15 protein-coding genes are annotated in these 17135 nt (G+C 71.2%); 5 read left to right on the top strand and 10 right to left on the bottom strand.

Annotated features, from left to right (window positions below; genetic code table 11):
- Nucleotides 1-147: 147 nt before the first annotated feature.
- The 7 genes from FLL47_RS04730 to FLL47_RS04700 form a co-directional block, all read right to left on the bottom strand.
- Nucleotides 148-1149: an ABC transporter substrate-binding protein gene (locus FLL47_RS04730; RefSeq protein WP_186315561.1), complete on the bottom strand. Its 1002-nt coding sequence runs from the start codon at nucleotides 1147-1149 to the stop codon at nucleotides 148-150.
- A 157-nt stretch (nucleotides 1150-1306) separates the two neighbouring features.
- On the bottom strand, nucleotides 1307-1987 hold the full coding sequence (locus FLL47_RS04725; RefSeq protein ID WP_144119176.1) for an L-ribulose-5-phosphate 4-epimerase: 681 nt from the start codon (nucleotides 1985-1987) through the stop codon (nucleotides 1307-1309).
- Between the two features lie 67 nt (nucleotides 1988-2054).
- Nucleotides 2055-3722, bottom strand: coding sequence for a ribulokinase (gene araB / locus FLL47_RS04720; RefSeq protein ID WP_144119175.1), 1668 nt, complete (start codon nucleotides 3720-3722; stop codon nucleotides 2055-2057).
- Nucleotides 3723-4153: 431 nt separating this feature from the next.
- A complete protein-coding gene (locus tag FLL47_RS04715) occupies nucleotides 4154-5428 on the bottom strand; it encodes a L,D-transpeptidase (protein ID WP_144119174.1) in 1275 nt (424 codons plus the stop codon).
- 114 nt (nucleotides 5429-5542) lie between these two features.
- The gene (locus FLL47_RS04710; protein ID WP_144119173.1) at nucleotides 5543-6127 is read right to left on the bottom strand and encodes a hypothetical protein; all 585 of its coding nucleotides are present in this window, start codon (nucleotides 6125-6127) and stop codon (nucleotides 5543-5545) included.
- Between the two features lie 40 nt (nucleotides 6128-6167).
- Nucleotides 6168-6818 (bottom strand): response regulator, encoded by a 651-nt coding sequence (locus tag FLL47_RS04705; RefSeq protein WP_144119172.1) that lies wholly within the window; start codon nucleotides 6816-6818, stop codon nucleotides 6168-6170.
- Nucleotides 6815-7546 (bottom strand): sensor histidine kinase, encoded by a 732-nt coding sequence (locus FLL47_RS04700; protein WP_425457659.1) that lies wholly within the window; start codon nucleotides 7544-7546, stop codon nucleotides 6815-6817. Before FLL47_RS04700 ends, FLL47_RS04705 begins: the two co-directional genes overlap by 4 nt.
- A gap of 286 nt (nucleotides 7547-7832) precedes the next feature.
- Between FLL47_RS04700 and FLL47_RS04695 the strand changes: the two genes are divergently transcribed.
- Both FLL47_RS04695 and FLL47_RS04690 read left to right on the top strand, forming a co-directional pair.
- Nucleotides 7833-8516 (top strand): ABC transporter ATP-binding protein, encoded by a 684-nt coding sequence (locus FLL47_RS04695; RefSeq protein ID WP_144119170.1) that lies wholly within the window; start codon nucleotides 7833-7835, stop codon nucleotides 8514-8516.
- The gene (locus tag FLL47_RS04690; protein WP_144119169.1) at nucleotides 8516-10858 is read left to right on the top strand and encodes an FtsX family ABC transporter permease; all 2343 of its coding nucleotides are present in this window, start codon (nucleotides 8516-8518) and stop codon (nucleotides 10856-10858) included. The genes FLL47_RS04695 and FLL47_RS04690 overlap by 1 nt, the downstream gene beginning before the upstream one ends.
- A gap of 103 nt (nucleotides 10859-10961) precedes the next feature.
- Here the strand turns inward: FLL47_RS04690 and FLL47_RS04685 are convergent, their stop codons facing one another.
- Nucleotides 10962-11333: a hypothetical protein gene (locus FLL47_RS04685; protein WP_144119168.1), complete on the bottom strand. Its 372-nt coding sequence runs from the start codon at nucleotides 11331-11333 to the stop codon at nucleotides 10962-10964.
- Between the two features lie 128 nt (nucleotides 11334-11461).
- Nucleotides 11462-12358 carry an RNA polymerase sigma-70 factor gene (locus tag FLL47_RS04680; protein WP_144119167.1) on the bottom strand — a complete coding sequence of 299 codons (897 nt, stop codon included), beginning with the start codon at nucleotides 12356-12358 and terminating at the stop codon, nucleotides 11462-11464.
- A 210-nt stretch (nucleotides 12359-12568) separates the two neighbouring features.
- On the opposite strand from FLL47_RS04680, the gene FLL47_RS04675 reads away from it, so the two are divergent.
- The 3 genes from FLL47_RS04675 to FLL47_RS04665 all read left to right on the top strand — a co-directional run bounded on the left by FLL47_RS04675 (nucleotide 12569) and on the right by FLL47_RS04665 (nucleotide 16208).
- Nucleotides 12569-12955 carry a DoxX family protein gene (locus tag FLL47_RS04675; RefSeq protein ID WP_144119166.1) on the top strand — a complete coding sequence of 129 codons (387 nt, stop codon included), beginning with the start codon at nucleotides 12569-12571 and terminating at the stop codon, nucleotides 12953-12955.
- Nucleotides 12956-12978: 23 nt separating this feature from the next.
- The gene (locus FLL47_RS04670; RefSeq protein ID WP_144119165.1) at nucleotides 12979-13332 is read left to right on the top strand and encodes a VOC family protein; all 354 of its coding nucleotides are present in this window, start codon (nucleotides 12979-12981) and stop codon (nucleotides 13330-13332) included.
- Nucleotides 13333-13550: 218 nt separating this feature from the next.
- Nucleotides 13551-16208: a ricin-type beta-trefoil lectin domain protein gene (locus FLL47_RS04665; RefSeq protein ID WP_144119164.1), complete on the top strand. Its 2658-nt coding sequence runs from the start codon at nucleotides 13551-13553 to the stop codon at nucleotides 16206-16208.
- A 53-nt stretch (nucleotides 16209-16261) separates the two neighbouring features.
- Here the strand turns inward: FLL47_RS04665 and FLL47_RS04660 are convergent, their stop codons facing one another.
- Entirely contained in the window at nucleotides 16262-16981 is a 720-nt protein-coding gene (locus tag FLL47_RS04660; RefSeq protein ID WP_144119163.1) for a transporter substrate-binding domain-containing protein, read from the bottom strand.
- Between the last annotated feature and the right edge of the window lie 154 nt (nucleotides 16982-17135).

Below are 17135 nucleotides of genomic sequence, written 5' to 3'. Positions count from 1 at the left end.
GGCCGCCGCGGCCGGCAGCGGACCAGGGTCGGCGGGGCGGCGGGGACGTCGGCCGGATGCGGGATGTGCCCGCCGGTCCGGCTCCGTCTGCGGTGAGGACTCGAGACGGGGCCGCCGCACGGCGCGTGCGGCGGCCCCGGGATGGAATCAGTACTTGCGGTTCGGCAGAGCCGCCTTGGCCTGCTCCGGCGTGAAGGTGGTCTCCTCGGTCAGGATGCGCTGGGGGATCGTCTCCCCGGCCTTTACCTTCTTGGCCAGGTCCATCAGCTGGGGCCCGAGCAGCGGGCTGCACTCCGCGATGAAGTTGAACTTGCCGTCGGCCAGGGCCTGCATGCCGTCCTTGACCGCGTCGATCGTGATGATCTTGATGTCCTTGCCCGGCACCTTGCCCGCGGCGGTGATCGCCTCAAGCGCGCCCAGACCCATGTCGTCGTTGTGCGCGAACAGCACGTCGATCTTCGGGTTGGCCTTCAGGAACTGCTCCATGACGGCCTTGCCGCCGGCGCGGGTGAACTCACCGGTCTGCGACGCGATGATCTTCAGGTTCGGGTTCGCGGCGATGGCCTCGCCGAAACCCTTCTTCCGGTCGTTGGCCGGCGCGGAACCGGTGGTGCCCTGCAGCTCCACGATGTTCACCGTGCCGGTGGCCGACTTGGTCTCGTTGACCAGCCACTCACCGGAGAGCTTGCCCTCCTTGACGAAGTCCGAGCCGATGAACGTCTTGTACAGCGACTTGTCCGCCGAGTCCACCGCACGGTCGGTCAGGATCACCGGGATGCCGGCGTCCTTGGCCTCCTTGAGCACGGTGTCCCAACCCGACTCCACCACCGGCGAGAAGGCGATGACGTCGACCTTCTGCTGGATGTAGTTGCGGATGGCCGTGATCTGGTTCTCCTGCTTGCCCTGCGCGTCGTCGAACTTCAGCTCGATGCCGGCCGCCGCGGCGGACTCCTTGATCGAGTTGGTGTTCGCGGTGCGCCAGCCGCTCTCGGCGCCGACCTGCGAGAAGCCGAGCGTCAGCTTGCCGTCGTCGGCCGGCGTCTCGCCGGTGTCGCTGTTGCCACACGCGGCCAAACCGGTCGCGAGCAGAGTTGCGGTCAACACCGCGACGGCGCGGCGTCGCGTGATGGCCTTGCCCATGGTGAGCATGCGATCTCCTTGGAATGAGGATGGGCCTACCCCCGCGCGCCGTGTGGGACGTCGGCGCGCGGCCTGCGCTGTGGTGCTGGTGGAGCGGTGAAACTGCGGTGAGAGGGTCGTTGTGGTGCGGCTCCGCCCGGGACCGAGTCGGCCCACGTGCGGAGGTCTAGCGATCCTTGGGGCCGGTGGCGGCCTGCCCGTACACGTTCTGGTAGCGGTCGTAGAGGGAGTCCACGTCGGCCTGCGCCATCGGCAGCGGCTGCCCGAGCGCCCTGGCCAGGTGCGCGGTGCGGGCGACGTCCTCGCACATCACCGCGGCCTTGACCGCGGCGCGGGCGTCCTTGCCGATGGTGAAGACCCCGTGGTTGCGCATCAGCACCGCCGGCGAGCGGTGCCCGGACAGCGTGGCCACGATGCCCTTGCCGATGTCGTCGCCGCCGATCAGCGCGAAGGGCCCGATCGGGATCTCCCCGCCGAACTCGTCGGCCTGCGCCGTGAGGAAGCACGGGATCGCCTCACCCCGCGCCGCCCATGCGGTGGCGTACGTGCTGTGCGTGTGCACCACCCCGCCCACCTCGGGCATGGCCCGGTAGACGTAGGCGTGCGCGGCGGTGTCGCTCGACGGCGACAGGTCGCCCTCGACGACCACGCCGTCCAGATCACAGACGATCATGTTCGCCGGGCTGAGGTCGTCGTAGGACACCCCGCTCGGCTTGATGACCAGCAGCTCCTGCCCCGGCACCCGAGCCGACACGTTGCCGGAGGTCCAGGCCACCAGGCCGTATCGCGTCAGCTCCCCGTGCAGCGACGAGACGGTCTGCCGCAGTGCCGCAATGATCTCGCTCATGCCCACTCCTCGCTGCGCTCGTCGCCGGCATGACTCGCCTGCCCCATGATTCGCTCGCGGAGCTCGCTCATGCCGCAGCCCCCAGCGCCACCGTGGGCTCGTCGGCCGAGCGCAGGTGAGCGGCGTTGCGGATGGCGCGCAGGCGCGACATGACGTCGTTCGCACCGCGTCCGAAGTGGTCGTGCAGAGTCCGGTACTCCGCGTAGAGCGCGTCGTAGGCGCGGGCACGTGCCGGGTCGGGCTGGTAGACGCCCCGCTCGACGCGGCCCATCGCCTCGGACGCCTCGTGCACGTCGGTGTAGGCCCCGGCGGCGACCGCGGCGTGGATCGCCGAGCCCAGGGCCGGGCCCTGCGCCGAGCCGATGATGCTCAGCGGCCGGTCGGTCACGTCGGCGTAGATCTGCATCAGCAGCCGGTTCGAGGTCAGGCCGCCCGCCACCACCAGCTCGGTGACCGGCACGCCCGCCGCCGCGAACGCCTCCATGATCATTCGGGTGCCGTACGCGGTCGACTCCAGCAGCGCCCGGTAGACGTCCTGCGGCCGGGTGGCCAGGGTCAGCCCGACGATCAGGCCGGACAGGTCGTGGTTGACCAGCAGCGAGCGGTTGCCGTTCCACCAGTCCAGCGCGATCAGTCCGTGGCCGCCGACCGGCTGCGCCGCGGCCAGCTCCGACAGCCGCTCATGCGAGTCGAAGCCCGCCGGGGCGGAATGCTCGACATACCAGCCGAAGATGTCGCCCACGCCGCTCTGCCCGGCCTCGTATCCCCAGGCGCCCGGGCTGATGCCGCCGTCGACGACGCCGCACATGCCCGCCACCTCGGCGGGAACCGTGCCGTTGACGACGTGGCAGGTCGAGGTGCCCATGATGGCGACCAGTCGGCCCGGGTCGAGGGCCTGCGCGGCAGCGGCGGTGACGTGCGCGTCGACGTTGCCGACCGCGACCGCGATGCCCGCCGGCAGCCCCGTCCACGCAGCGGCCTCGGCGGTCAGCGAACCCGCCCGGCCGCCCAGCGGCAGCAGCGGGCCGTCGAGCTTGGCGACGAAGCCGGCGAAACCGGGATTCAGCGCCGCCAGGTAGTCCTTGGACGGGTAGCTGCCGTCCTGGAAGATGCCCTTGTAACCGGCGGTGCAGACGTTGCGGGTCTCGACCCCGCAGAGCTGCCAGATGATCCAGTCCGCGGCCTCGATCCAGCGCTCGGCCCGGTCGTAGACCTCCGGGTCCTCCTCGAGCAGCTGCAGTCCCTTGGCGTACTGCCATTCCGCGGAGATCTTGCCGCCGTAGCGGCCGATCCACGGCTCGCCGCGCTCGTGGGCCAGGGCGTTGATGCGGTCGGCGTGCGGCTGCGCGGCGTGGTGCTTCCACAGTTTCACCCACGCGTGCGGGCGGTGGCGCAGCTCCGGCAGCTCACACAGCGGCGTGCCGTCGGCCAGCGCCGGCAGCACCGTGCACGCGGTGAAGTCCGTGCCGATGCCGATCACGTCGGCCGGGTCGACGCCCGCCGCGGCCAGCGCCGCCGGGACCGCGTTGCGCAGCACGTCGCGATAGTCGTCGGGGTCCTGCAGCGCCCAGTCCGGCGGCAGCGGAGCGCCGGACGCGGCGAGCACGCCGTCCATGACGCCGTGGCGGTACTCGTGCACCGCCGTGCCGACCTCGGCGCCGTCGCTGACACGGACCACCAGGGCCCGGCCGGACAGCGTGCCGTAGTCGACGCCCACGACGTACCGGTCGCTCATGTGTCTTCCTCCGCTCGGTTGCTGGCACACAGTGTTAGCGCTCACATGAAGGTGCGTCAAGACACGCGATCGCAACAGATGCGTAACGGCGGCTTGTGCTGAACGACCCGAGAATTTGCGCAAGTCTTCACGCAGGCGGCACGCGAGGCGCACAGCCGGTCATCGGGCATCCCTTGACGCGAACCGATGTGTGCGTTAACACTATCGCTGCAACCGAGTCCGGAGTTCGACCGGATCGAGTCCGCGGACATGCCGTGCGCCCGGCCGGCGTCGGCAGCTCGACGGCGGGCGGGGGTGGCACTTCATGCGGTGAGAGCGGCACCCCCGCCCGCTCCAACCGGGATGTCCGATGTGGACATCCCGGCATGGGCACGGTCACACCGGCAGACCGCCAGGCGGATCTGCGGGAGGAGGAGGAGGACCAGGACCGCTCAGGTGACCGGCGACGCCGACGGCTCAGGCGTCGTGTCCGTCTGCGGCGTGTACGGGATCGCGCTGCCCTTGACGTACTCGTCCCAGGGCTTGTCGAAGTCGGTCCAGCCGTTGCCGTACTGCAGCCTGCGCGGCGTGCCCTTGGTGATCACCGGGTCGCCGATCATCGTCTGCTCGTACAGCCACTTGGCGTCCGCCGTGGACATGTTCACACAGCCATGCGAGACGTTGCGGACTCCCTGGTCCTTCACCGACCAGGGCGCCGCGTGGATGAACTCCCCGCCCCAGGTCAGGCGCTGGGCGTAGACGATGTTCGTCCGGTAGCGGTTCGACGGGTTCGGGTCGTTCGTCGTGTCGAACACCGTCTTGGCCAGGCGCTCGATGATCACGGTGGTGCCACTCGAGGACGGCATGCTCGCCCGGCCCAGGCTGACCCGGATGGTGCGCACGGTGACGCCGTCCTTCACGACCTTCATCACCTTCGGCTTTGCCTTGTCGTCGATCGTCATGACCAGCGACCGGCCGACGGAGCAGGTCAGCGTCGAGTTGCGCTTCCCGAAATAACCGTCGCCCAGGGGCAGCCCGCCCGCACGCACGTCGACGAAGACCTTGGTGCCGGCCTGCCAGAACTCCCGTGGTCGCCAGTGCAGCTCATCCGGGGTGTACCAGGTCCAGATGCCTTCCTGCGCCGGGGTCGTCTGCACCAGCAGCCGCCGTTGCAACGCCGCCCGCTGCGCCTCGGGGATCTTGCGGCTCAGCCGGAAGATCAGCGGCATGCCGACCCCCACCACAGCGTCGTCGGGAAGGAAGCTGACGACACTGACCACCTTGCCGGGCTGGGCCATGGTCGTGAAGGTCGACGTCGCGGTCGCGGGCCTGCCGTCGTCACCGGTCGCGGTGACCGTGACGGTGTAGGCCGTTCCGTACGCCAGGGACTTGGCGGGCAGCCAGCCCTTGCCGTCGGGATGCATCTCGCCGGGCACATCGGCGCCGGCCGCGTCCTTGAGCACGACCTGCGTGGAGACCGCGTCCGTCGCGGCGAACACGATCTCGGCGGAGGCGGGGACATCCGTCGCCGCCGCGGCGGGTTCGGTGATCGTGACGTTGGCCTTGGGCGGCGGCGCGTCAGGGCTCTGGCCGGGCGAACCGGTCCCGGACGGAGACTTGCTGCCGGTGCAGGCGGCCAGGCCGATCGCGGCACCCGTCAAACCCAGGGCGGCGAGGGCGGACCTGCGCGTCAGCGGGCCGAGATCAGGGCGGGGGAAGGAGGGCATGCGTTCCTCACCAGGGTACGAGGGGCGTACGCCGGTCCATCGGTGGAGGGAGCCGACAACGACGATCCCCGCCCACTGTACGCCGCGATCCGTGAAGCTCCCTCACACTCGTGGCTAGGTCCGGAGCCCGCCCGCGACCGCCGGTTCGGCGCGGTCTGACGGGCTCGCGGCACCCGCGACGAGCGCCGCGAGCGCGGCAGCCGACTCGCTGGTGAGCCAGTAGACGCCACCCTGCAGGCTGTTGGACTTTTCGAGCATCCCGTCGGCGACGCCTTTGAGCCCGCGGGTCACCCCGCGGGCGTTGCGCCACGCCAGCTCCGCCAGCAGGTCGCCGGGGACGGCCAAGTCGAACCGCACCGGCGTGGCGTCGACGTGCACCGCCGACGCGCCGCAGCCGTCCGCGCCGAGCGCCGCCCACTCGGCGTGGCCGGGGAACGCCGGATCACGCCAGGTCAGTGGCTTCGCGCCGCAGCATTCGCCGCGCTGCTTGTCGCGTACCCGCAACCGGCTCACCACGTGCAGTACCCGCCGGTTCACGTGCAGCGCGTAGACGTCGTCGCCGACGTCGGGCCTGCTCCACCGGGGAAGCGAAGTATGGACCCCGCTGAACGCGACCGGCGGGCGCTGCCCGGTCCGGCCCGCCTTACGCAACTCGCGGCAGGTGTCGTGGGTCCACAGGACCGTGTATGCGTTCGCCATGGCGGCGATCATAGGAACCGCCCCCGACAGCCGGGCGTCCTCAGTCGCCGGGGCGGATCAGGCCGGTCTCATAGGCGACGACAACCGCCTGGGCGCGGTCGCGCAGTTCGAGTTTGGCGAAGATCCGGGCGACGTGCGTCTTCACCGTCGCCTCGCTCAGGGTCAGCCCGTCGGCGATCTCCCCATTGGACAGACCCCGGCCGACGTGCCGGAACACCTCCAGCTCGCGCGGGGTCAGCGCGCTCAGGTCGGCCGGGACGGGCGTCTCGCCTTCGGGGCGGGCGTATCGCTGCACCAGCCGCCGGGTGATCGACGGCGACAGCAGGGCGTCACCGGTGCCGACCAGCGTCACCGCGGCGGCCAGATGTTCGGGCGACACGTCCTTGAGCAGGAAGCCGCTGGCCCCTGCGGCCAGCGCCGCGTACACATACCTGTCCAGGTCGAAGGTGGTCAGGATGATGACGCGGGTCTCCGGCACGTCGGCGAGCACCCGCCGGGTCGCCTCCAGCCCGTCGAGCTGCGGCATCCGGATGTCCATCAACACGACGTCGGGGCGCAGCGACCGGGCCAGCTGCACCGCCTCCAGCCCGTCGGCGGCCTGGCCCACCACGTCGATCCCGGCCGCCTTCAGGATCATCGTGAAGCCGGTACGGACCAGCGCCTGGTCGTCAGCGATCAGCACCCGGGTCACAGCGGGATCCTCGCGCGCACCCGGAAGCCGCCGCCCAGCCGCCGCCGCGCGTCCAGGTGGCCGCCGAACGCGGCGACGCGTTCACGCAGCCCGAGCAGACCCCGACCGGTTTCGGCAGGCGCCGACGGCGGGACCGCCTGCCCGGTGAGCACGCTGGGCCCGGTGTTGAGGACCTCCAACCGCAGGTGCCGGTCGGTGTAGCGGACGTGCACCTCGGCGCGGGCACCGGACGCGTGCTTGAGCGCGTTGGTCAGCGCCTCCTGGATCACCCGGTACGCGGTCAGGTCGATGCCCGGCGGCAGCGGCCGCGGCTGCCCCTCCACGGTCAGGTCCACCGGCAGCCCCGCGAACGCGACCCGGTCCACCAGCTCTTCCAGCCGCCCCATGCCGGGCTGCGGGGTCAGGTCGTCCTCGCCGTCGTCGCCCGCCGACAGCACTCCGAGCAGGGCGCGCAGCTCGCTCATCGCCTCCCGGCCGCTGGACTCGACCGCCAGCAGCGCCTCCGTGGCGTCCTGCGGCGCACCGGTGACGACCTGCCGCGCCGCGCCCGCCTGGATGATCATGAGGCTGACGTTGTGGCTGACGATGTCGTGCAGCTCCCGCGCGATGCGGTCGCGCTCGGCGGCCAGCGCGGCCGCGACGGCTGCCTCCCCGGCCTCGTCCAGCAGGCGGACCCGGTCGCGCAGCGAGCGCTCGTAGCGCCGGCGGGTGCTCCACGCGTACCCCAGCGCGGCGAGGACCAGCACCAGCAGCGGCGCCGCCACCCAGCCGGGCAGCGTCACCCGCAGGTCGCGGCACACCCACGCAGCTGTCGCCGCGGCAGCCGGCAGCAGGCCCGCGACGACGGACGGGCGCAGCACACCGGCGAAGATCACCGCACCATTGTGGCAAGGCCCCCGCGAGGGCCGCATCAACCTGGCGAACCGGGCGCATACATCCGTGGGATGACCTGGGCCGCCGGTTGCATCCCCAGCCTGACGCGGCGCTGGGTGCCCGCTGCATACTGTCGCCGTCATGGCAGAAGCAGAAGTATTGGTGCAGCTCAGCGCGGTGTACAAGCGGTACGGCGAGACGGTGGCGCTCGACGGCGTCGACCTCACCGTGCGCCAGGGCGAGTCCGTCGCCGTGATGGGCCCCTCCGGCAGCGGCAAGTCGACGCTGCTCAACCTGGTCGCCGGGCTCGACCGCCCCACCTCCGGCACCGTCACGGTGCACGGCGAGGAGCTGTCCGCGCTGGGCGAGGGCGCACTGGCCCGCTACCGCCGCCGCCGCATCGGCATGGTCTTCCAGTTCTTCCACCTGCTCGACGACCTGCCCGTGCTCGACAACGTGATGCTGTCGGCCCGCCTGGTCGGCACCCCGCACAAGCAGGCCCGTGCCCGCGCGCTCGGCCTGCTGGAGGAGCTCGGCATCGCCGCCCGCAAGGACGCCTACCCGTCCCAGCTGTCCGGCGGCGAGCGCCAGCGGGCCGGCGTGGCCCGCGCACTGATGAACCGGCCGGCCCTGCTGCTGGCCGACGAACCGACCGGCGCGCTCGACAGCCGCACCGGCGAGCAGGTCATGGACCTGCTGCTCGACCTCAACCAGATCGGCCAGACGCTGCTGATCGTCACGCACGACCAGCGCCTGGCCGAGCGCTGCGCCAGCCGCGTCATCAACTTCGAAGACGGCAAGGTCTCCGAGCTGGAGTCGGTGTGATGGGCGCGACCTGGAGCATCGCCCGCGCCGCCGTCCGTCGCCGCCGCGGGCAGACCGTGCTCATCGGCGTCATCGTCACCCTGTGCACGGCCGCGCTGCTGATCGGCATCGCCCTGCTCGCGGCCGTAACCGGCCCGTTCGACCGCACGTTCGCACAGCTCCACGGTGCGCACGCAACGGTCCTGTACGACAGCACGAAGATCACCGACGACCGCGTCGGCGCCACCGCGCAGGCCGACGGCGTCGTGGCCGCCTCCGGGCCCTTCCCGATGGCGAGCGCGCAGCTGCAGAACGGCATGCAGATGGGCGCCGGGCCGATGCGCATCGCCGGACGGGCCGAGCCCGGCGGCGGCGCGGACCAGCTCCGGCTGACCCACGGGCGGTGGGCGACCGCCACCGGCGAGATCGTCGTCGGCACCCATCTGCGTTGGGGACCCGACCCGGGGCGGATCCTCGGCCGCACCTACACGCTGCCGAACCTCGGCACCGCGACCGTCGTCGGCGTCGCCTACTCGGTCACCCAGAGCGCCGACGCGTGGATGCGGCCCGACGACGTGCGCCGCATCGGCGCGACCAGCACCCAGATGCTCTACCGGTTCGCGCCGGAGTCGGCGGCGACGGCCGCGCACCTTGAGCAGCGGCTGGCCGCCGTCACCGCCGGGGTGCCCACCGACGCGGTCGCCGGCACCGGCGACTACCTGACCAACCGGGAACGGGCGGGGCAGCGCGCCAAGACGCTCAGTTCGTTCCTCACCGTCTTCGCCGTGCTGTCCCTGATCGTCGCGGTGCTGGTCATCGGAAACGTGGTCAGTGGCGCCGTCATCGCCGGATACCGGAGCATCGGGGTGCTCAAGGCGATCGGTTTCACCCCGGGCCAGGTCACCGCCGTGTACCTGCTGATGATGACCGGCCCGGCGTTGATCGGCTGCGCGGTCGGCGCGGTCCTGGGCAACCTGGGCACCTCCTGGCTGCTCGAACAGTTCCAGAACAACGTCTACGTACTCGGCCTCGACACGACGCCGTCCCCTGTGCTGACCGTCGCCGTGCTCGTCGCCGTCCCGGTGCTCGTGGCGGTCACGGCCCTGGTCCCGGCCCTGCGCGCGGGCCGGACTACCGCGACGGCCGCACTGTCCGCCGTCGCCTCCCCCACCGGCCGGGGCCGCGCCGTGCAGCGGCTGCTGTCCCGCTCCCGGCTGCCCCGCGCGGTCAGCCTCGGCCTGGCCCTGCCCGTCGTACGCCCTGCCCGGACCCTGCTCACCCTGCTCGCGGTGGTGCTCGGCAGCGCCACCGTGGTGTTCTCCATCGGCCTGACCGAGTCGGCGGGCCGCTGGAACGACGCGCTCGTCCGCGCCGACCACGTCCAGGTGCAGGTCATGAACCCGCCGCCGGGCGGACCCACGGAGGTGGAGGGCGAGGCCCGCCGCCAGCCGGAGGGCACCCGGATGACCGACCCCGAGGTGGAAGCGTTCGTGCGGGGCATACCCGGCGCGCGGTACGTCACCACCTTGTTCTACGGCGACGCGGCCGTCGCCGGGATCACCGAGAACGTCGACCTGAACGCCTACCGCGGCGACTCGGCCCAGCTCGGCTACGAAATCCTCGAAGGCCGCTGGATCAGCGGCGCCGGGGAGGCCGCCGTCGGGGCCGAGGTCCTGCGGCTGACCGGCAAGTCCATCGGCGACAGCCTGACGCTGACCGTCGAAGGACGCACCGTCGTCGTCCGCATCGTCGGTGAGATCTTCGGCGTGCACAGCGAGGTCTACCTCGACTGGGCCTCGGTGTCCTTCATGGAGCCCCGGATGCCGGTCTACTTCGTAGGCCTGTCACCCGGAACGACCGCCGACCGGTTCATCGAACAGGTCGCCGGCGGCGGCGACGCCGGCCTCATCGCCACCACCCCCGACGACGACGAGATCGACATGGCGGTGCTGCTCAGCGTCGTCGGCGCGCTCACCGCCGCCCTGCTCGTCGTGGCCGGACTCGGCGTCGCCCACACCGCCGTGCTCAACACCCGCGAACGCCGCCGCGACCTCGCCATCGTCAAGTCCGTCGGCATGACGCCGGCCCAGGCGGCCGTCATGGTGGTCACCTCGATGGCGGCCCTGGGCATCCTCGGCGGCGTGCTCGGGCTGCCCGGCGGCGTCGCGGCACAGCGGCAGATCATCCAGCTCATCGGCGAGGCCGCCGGGACCCGGCTGCCGCAGGGCATCGTCGACGTGTACACCGCGCCGCAGCTCGCGGTCCTGCTGCTCAGCGGCGTGCTCATCGCCGTGCTCAGCGCGCTGCTCCCCGCCCGCCAAGCGGCCCGAATCAGCACCGCTGAAGCCCTGCACACCGAGTAGTCCGGGCGGCGGCGCCCGCCTCCCGGAGCCGCAACTCTTAGAGACTTGGGCTTACCGCACACCCGGTTTGGCCCAAGTCTTTAAGAGTTGCCGGAGGTGGGGGTCAGCGGAAGCCGTCGCGGAGGCGGCGGAAGAAGCCGCCCTCCATGGGCAGCGGGGCTGCGGGCGGCGGGGCCACGGCGCGCTGGCGGGCGATCGGCTGGTCGTAGTCGGTGCGCGCGATGGCGTCGATGACCTGTTCCTCGGTGAAGTCCTCGGAGCCGGGGATGTGCGGCACGAACCCCACCAGCATGCCGTCACGCAGCACCTGCGCTTCCAGGCCCGCGGTGCCGTCGGTGTCCCAGAGCGCCTCGCGGCCGTCGGGTAGGGCGATCCGGACACCGACCTTGCGGTGCCCTCCCCCGAGGGACAGGTGCGCGGGGACTCCGCGGTCACGCAGGCGGTCCACCACTCGCCGAGCACGGTTCTCGTCCATGCGCCCACGGTAGCCAGCCGCGCTGGGCAGACGCTGAAAACCACGCCGACCGCGAGCAGACCCGCGGGCCGGTCCGCACTCGCACTCGAACCGGCGGCCCGGCCGGAGGTCGGCGAGCCCTTTGGCACTCAGCGGCTCAGGATCGTCTCCCGTTGCACACGCGTCAGTTTCTCGGGATTGCGCACGAAGTAGAGCCCGCGGACGGCACCGCCCTCCACCCGCGCGGCCACGACCGTGTCGAGCTCCCCGTCGAGCCGCATGAGCAGGCCCGGACAGCCGTTGACCTGCACCGGCTCGAACGAGATCTGAGCGCCGACCTTCTTCCAGCCGGCGGCCAGCAGGCGAGCCGCCTTGTCGGCCCCCACGACGGGCCGCAGCACGGCCTGCTTGAGTCCGCCGCCATCGCTCAGCACGACGACGTCCGGGGCGAGGATGTCGAGCAGGGACTGCATGTCGCCCGTCTGAACCGCCCGCTGGAAGGCCTCGAGCACAGCCCGGCTCTCGGCCGGGGATACGACGTCACGCGGTCGGCGTGCGGCGACGTGTGCCCGTGCCCGGTGGGCGATCTGGCGGACCGTGGCCGGGCTCTTGCCCACCGCCTCCGCGATCTCGTCGTACCCGAGGTCGAATACCTCGCGCAGCACGAACACCGCCCGCTCGGTCGGCCCGAGCGTCTCCAGCACCAGCAGCATCGCCATCGAGACGCTGTCGGCGAGCTCGACGTCCTCGGCCACGTCGGGCGTGGTCAGCAGTGGCTCGGGCAGCCAGGAGCCGACGTAGGACTCCTTGCGCCGGCCGAGGACACGCAGCCTGCTCAGCGCCTGCCGGGTGGTGATCCTGACCAGGTATGCCCGCGGATCCCGCACCTGCTCGAACTCGACGCCCGCCCAGCGCAGCCACGTCTCCTGGAGGACGTCCTCCGCGTCCGCCGCCGAGCCGAGCATCTCGTAGGCGACGGTGAAGAGCAGGTTGCGGTGGGCGACGAACACCTCGGTGGCCGGGCCCGGCCCGCCGTCCTCGTTCATGTGCGGTCTCCTGTCCCACTGGTCTGCACCACAAGACGCCGGCCACGGTCGAACCGCGACAGCCCCGGCCCGTGACGCGCGTCACGCGACCGCGCTGTCACACGCGTCGTGCCGTCGGCATCCCATGTCCGAACGCCTCGGCCCGAAGGGTCGGGACCCGTCGCCACTCCCGCCGTGAGGCCGGAGTCGCCCGACTCTGAGGAGAACCTCATGAACCTCGCCCTGTGGATCGTCGCCGGATTGCTCGCCGCCGCCTACCTGTTCAGCGGGGCCGGCAAGCTGATCATGCCAAAGGAACGGATCGCCGCATTCGGGCCCAGCGCGAAATGGGTCGAGGACTTCAGCGCCGGCGCCGTGAAGACCATCGGAGCGCTCGAGGTCCTGGCCGCGGTGGGCCTGATCCTGCCCGCCGTGCTCGACATCGCGCCGGTTCTGGTGCCGCTGGCCGCCGTCGGCCTGATGATGATCATGACCGGGGCGGCGATCACCCGCATCCGGCGTCGCGAGTACACCCTCATGGTCGTAGACCTGGTCTATTTCGTCCTGGCCGGTTTCGTGGCGTGGGGCCGCTTCGGCTCCGAGACGTTCATCAGCTGACCGGGCGCGGCTAGGGTGGGCCGGTGAGCCTGAGCTGGGAACAGACCGTCGTCGACGCGCATGACCCGGCTGCACTGGGCCGCTGGTGGCGGGAGGCGCTCGGCTGGGTGGTCGTCGACGACGACCCGCGGTGGTACGAGATCCGACCCGCCCTCGACCGGCTCCCCGGCCTCATCTTCGTGCCGGTCTCCGATGTGAAGACCGGCAAGAACCGGCTGCACCTCGACTTCCGCCCCGATGACCGGGATGCCGAGGTCGACCAGCTGATCGCGCTCGGTGCGACGCGCGTCTACATCGGACAGGGCGAGCAGAGCTGGGTCGTGCTCGCCGACCCGGAGGGCAACGAGTTCTGCGTGCTGTCCTCGCGCCGCGCCTGATCGCAGCCGCGAGCCGCCCGCGATTCGTTTCCGGACGGTGTCCAGACCTTGACAGTCGTGTATCTCTACGAGTATCAATTAGCTGCAAATAACGTTATAGAGCCGTTGAGCTCTGGGACGACGACGATCCGCTACGGAACGTCGCCGCCGCCTTCCCTGACCACGATGAGGCTTTCGGCGACGCCTCATCAGGCCCGGTAACGACCCTGGGAGACCCCATGCACCCAGCACGTCATCGACGGCGCCTGCTGACCGCCGTCCTCCACGGCGCCCTCGGCATCCTCACCGTCCTCGGCGGCCTCGCCGCCGCCGCGGCTCCGGCCACGGCCGCCCCTGCCCAGCCCTCACCGCTGACCACCCCGTGGACCAGCCAGGCACTCAACGGCACCCCGCTGCCGGAGTACCCCCGTCCGCAGATGACCCGACCCGACTGGCTGAACCTCAACGGCGAGTGGCAGCTGAGCCAGTCCACCACCAACGGCGCGCCCGTGTTCGGCCAGAATCTGCCCGAGCGCGTCAACGTGCCGTTCCCGGTCGAGTCGGCGCTGTCGGGCATCAAACGCCCCGCCAACGACAACCGCTACTACCTGACCTACCGGCGCACCTTCACCGTCCCGGCCGGCTGGGCCGGCCGCCGCGTGCAGCTGCACTTCGGTGCGGTGGACTGGCGCACCACGGTCTGGGTCAACGGCGTACAGGTCGGCACCCACACCGGCGGCTACGACCGGTTCGAGTTCGACGTCACGCCGCAGCTCAACGGGGGCACCAACGAGCTGATCGTGCGGGTGTTCGACCCGACCGACTCCGGCGCCGAGGGCTCCAACCCGGCCCGCGGCAAACAGGTCCGCAACCCCGGCGGCATCTTCTACATCCCCACGTCGGGCATCTGGCAGACGGTCTGGATGGAGCCGACCCCCACGGCGTCGATCTACAGCGCCGACCTCTATCCCAACCTGAGCAACAACACCCTGCGGATCCGGGTGTTCACCCGCGGCACCGTCACCGGGCACACCGTGTACGCCGAAGCACTCAACGGCACCACCGTGGTCGGCACCGCCACCGGCGGCTTCACCGAGTTCACCGTGCCGGTGCCCAGTGCACGGCGCTGGTCGCCCGACGACCCGTTCCTCTACAACCTCCGCCTGTCGCTGCGCAACAGCTCAGGCGCGACGGTCGACCAGACCATGCACTACTTCGGTATGCGCGAAGTCGGCAAGGCCGTGGTCAACGGCAAGCTGATGCCGACCCTGAACGGCCAGTTCGTCATGCACAACGGCACCCTCGACCAGGGCTTCTGGCCCGACGGCCTGTACACCGCGCCGACCGACGCGGCCCTGGCCGGCGACCTGCAGAAGATCAAGGACCTCGGCTTCAACATGGTCCGCAAGCACATCAAGGTCGAGCCGCAGCGCTGGTTCTACCACGCCGACCGCCTCGGCCTGCTGGTCTGGCAGGACATGCCGAGCAAGGGCGACCCCGGCAACGCGGCCCAGCAGGCCCAGTGGGAGACCGAACTGCGCGAACTCGTCGACGAGCACCGCTCCTCCCCCGCCGTCGTGGTGTACGTGCCGTTCAACGAGGGCTGGGGCGAGTGGAACCTCGCCGACACGTCGCGGGTCACCCAGAACGTCAAGAACCAGGACCCGACCCGGCTCGTCAACGCGCACAGCGGATACAACTGCTGCGCGTCCAAGGGCGACCCCGGCAACGGCGACATCATGGACTGGCACATGTACGTCGGCCCGGACTCCCCGACCCCGACGGCCACCCGCGTCGCGGTGCTCGGCGAGTACGGCGGCATGGGCCTGCGCACCCCCGGCCACGAGTACAGCCCGAACGGAAGCTTCGGCGCGTACGAGATGCACACCAGCACCCAGTCCATCACCGACCGCTACGTGGGCCTGATCAACTCGTCCACCAACCTCATGTACACCCGTGGCCTGTCCGGCCTGGTCTACACGCAGCCGTTCGACGTCGAGGGCGAGGTCAACGGCTTCTGGACGTACGACCGGCAGGTGCTCAAGTTCGACGCGGCCCGGGTGCGCGCCGCCAACCAGGGCATCATCGCCGCATCGAAGGCGCTCAACACCAGCCCGCCGCCCGGCCAGCGCATCATCGGCCCCGGCGGCAAGTGTGTCGACGTCGCCGCCGACGACACCGGCGGCAACGGCTCGGCCGTCCAGCTGTGGGACTGCCAGGCGACCTCCGGCGACCAGCGCTGGACCTGGGACGGCAGCGCGCTGCGGACCCTGGGCCGCTGCATGGACGCCACCGGCAACGGCACCGCCAACGGCACCCTCATCCAGCTGTGGGACTGCAACGGCGGCGGCGCTCAGCAGTGGGTGCAGCAGGCAAACGGCTCGCTGCGCAACCCGCAGTCCGGCCGCTGCCTCGACTCGCCGAGCGGCTCCACGGCCAACGGAGCGCGGCTCCAGCTCTACGACTGCAACAGCAGCGTGGCGCAGGTGTTCCGGGTCGGCGGCGGGTCCACCGCGGCCAGCAACATCATCGGCCCCGGCGGCAAGTGTGTCGACGTCGCCGCCGACGACACCGGCGGCAACGGGGCGGCCGTCCAGCTGTGGGACTGCCAGTCCGTGGCCGTGGACCAGAAGTGGGCCTGGGACGGCACCACCCTGCGTACCCTCGGCCGCTGCATGGACGCCACCGGCAACGGCACCGCCAACGGCACCCTCATCCAGCTGTGGGACTGCAACGCCGGCGGGTCCCAGCAGTGGATACCGCAGGCAAACGGCTCACTGCGCAACCCGCAGTCCAACCGCTGCCTCGACTCGCCCAACGGCTCCACCGCCAACGGCTCCCGCCTGCGGCTGTGGGACTGCAACGGCAGTCCCGCCCAGCAGTTCCTGAAGCAGTAGCGAACCCGGTGGTGACGGCGCAGCGCGCGCCGTCACCACCGTCTACGGCCTGGTCAGGCCGCCGGGGCGACCGCCGCGTCGAGCCGGCCCGAGCGCCGCAGCGCCTCGGCCACGAATCCGTCGGCCTTCAGCTCCTCGACGATGTCGCGCAGGAACCGGACGGTATGCGGCTGCCGGTCCCGGCGCGTGCCCACGGCCTGCTGGATCTGCATGAAGGCCGCGTCGATCAGCCGGACGCCGGGATCCGCGGCGGCGTACTCCTTCATCGGCTGCCGGATGCCCGCCGCCACCTCCAGGCCGTGGACACGGAACGCCTCGACGCCCTCGTCGCCGCGCACGATCTCGGCGTGCCGAAGGGTGCGCGACAGGAACAGGTCGTACGCGGATCCCCGCTTCACACCGACGCGCACACCGGGCTGGTCGACGTCGTCAGGTGTGGTGATGGACGAGTTCACCGGGACGGCGTACACGGCCTCGATGACGACGTACGGGGCGGTGAACGCGACCTCGGACTCGCGGGCCGGTTCGACCGCCAGGAAGCAGAGGTCGGCCCGGCCGGTCGTCATCGCCTCCAGGGACTTGCGGGCGGCGTCGAAGCAGACGAACTCGACGGCGACGCCCAGGCGTACGCCGACCTCCCGTGCGATGTCCACCGTCACCCCGCTCGGCGCGTCCGGCGTGCCCTGCGCCAGCACCGGGTTGCCGAGGTTGATGGACGCCCGCAGCACACCGGTCGGAGCCAGGTCCTGCCTGACGTCAGCACTCGCGATCATGACCGCAGCCTAGATCATGAGCCGTCCGACGGCGGGCCCTCTCGCGCTGCCTGCGCCGACACTCCGCTGCGCCGGATCGCGTTCGAGCGGTGGCAAGCCCGGAATGACGGACGTGGCGCGGCACGGTCGTCCGTGCCGCGCCACGTCGGGTCCA

The sequence above is a fragment of the Catellatospora sichuanensis genome (assembly GCF_007483665.1).
In the GTDB taxonomy this organism is placed as follows: Bacteria; Actinomycetota; Actinomycetes; order Mycobacteriales; family Micromonosporaceae; genus Catellatospora; species Catellatospora sichuanensis.
Note: the sequence above shows the minus strand (reverse complement) of the source record. Positions and strands in the feature narration are given on the sequence as shown.

Excerpts from the sequence above, each read along its gene's own strand:
- FLL47_RS04730 (WP_186315561.1), bottom strand. The coding sequence starts at position 1,149 with ATGCTCACCATGGGCAAGGCCATCACGCGACGCCGCGCCGTCGCGGTG.
- FLL47_RS04725 (WP_144119176.1), bottom strand. The coding sequence starts at position 1,987 with ATGAGCGAGATCATTGCGGCACTGCGGCAGACCGTCTCGTCGCTGCAC.
- araB (WP_144119175.1), bottom strand. The coding sequence starts at position 3,722 with ATGAGCGACCGGTACGTCGTGGGCGTCGACTACGGCACGCTGTCCGGC.
- FLL47_RS04715 (WP_144119174.1), bottom strand. The coding sequence starts at position 5,428 with ATGCCCTCCTTCCCCCGCCCTGATCTCGGCCCGCTGACGCGCAGGTCC.
- FLL47_RS04710 (WP_144119173.1), bottom strand. The coding sequence starts at position 6,127 with ATGGCGAACGCATACACGGTCCTGTGGACCCACGACACCTGCCGCGAG.
- FLL47_RS04695 (WP_144119170.1), top strand. The coding sequence starts at position 7,833 with ATGGCAGAAGCAGAAGTATTGGTGCAGCTCAGCGCGGTGTACAAGCGG.
- FLL47_RS04690 (WP_144119169.1), top strand. The coding sequence starts at position 8,516 with ATGGGCGCGACCTGGAGCATCGCCCGCGCCGCCGTCCGTCGCCGCCGC.
- FLL47_RS04685 (WP_144119168.1), bottom strand. The coding sequence starts at position 11,333 with ATGGACGAGAACCGTGCTCGGCGAGTGGTGGACCGCCTGCGTGACCGC.
- FLL47_RS04680 (WP_144119167.1), bottom strand. The coding sequence starts at position 12,358 with ATGAACGAGGACGGCGGGCCGGGCCCGGCCACCGAGGTGTTCGTCGCC.
- FLL47_RS04675 (WP_144119166.1), top strand. The coding sequence starts at position 12,569 with ATGAACCTCGCCCTGTGGATCGTCGCCGGATTGCTCGCCGCCGCCTAC.
- FLL47_RS04665 (WP_144119164.1), top strand. The coding sequence starts at position 13,551 with ATGCACCCAGCACGTCATCGACGGCGCCTGCTGACCGCCGTCCTCCAC.
- FLL47_RS04660 (WP_144119163.1), bottom strand. The coding sequence starts at position 16,981 with ATGATCGCGAGTGCTGACGTCAGGCAGGACCTGGCTCCGACCGGTGTG.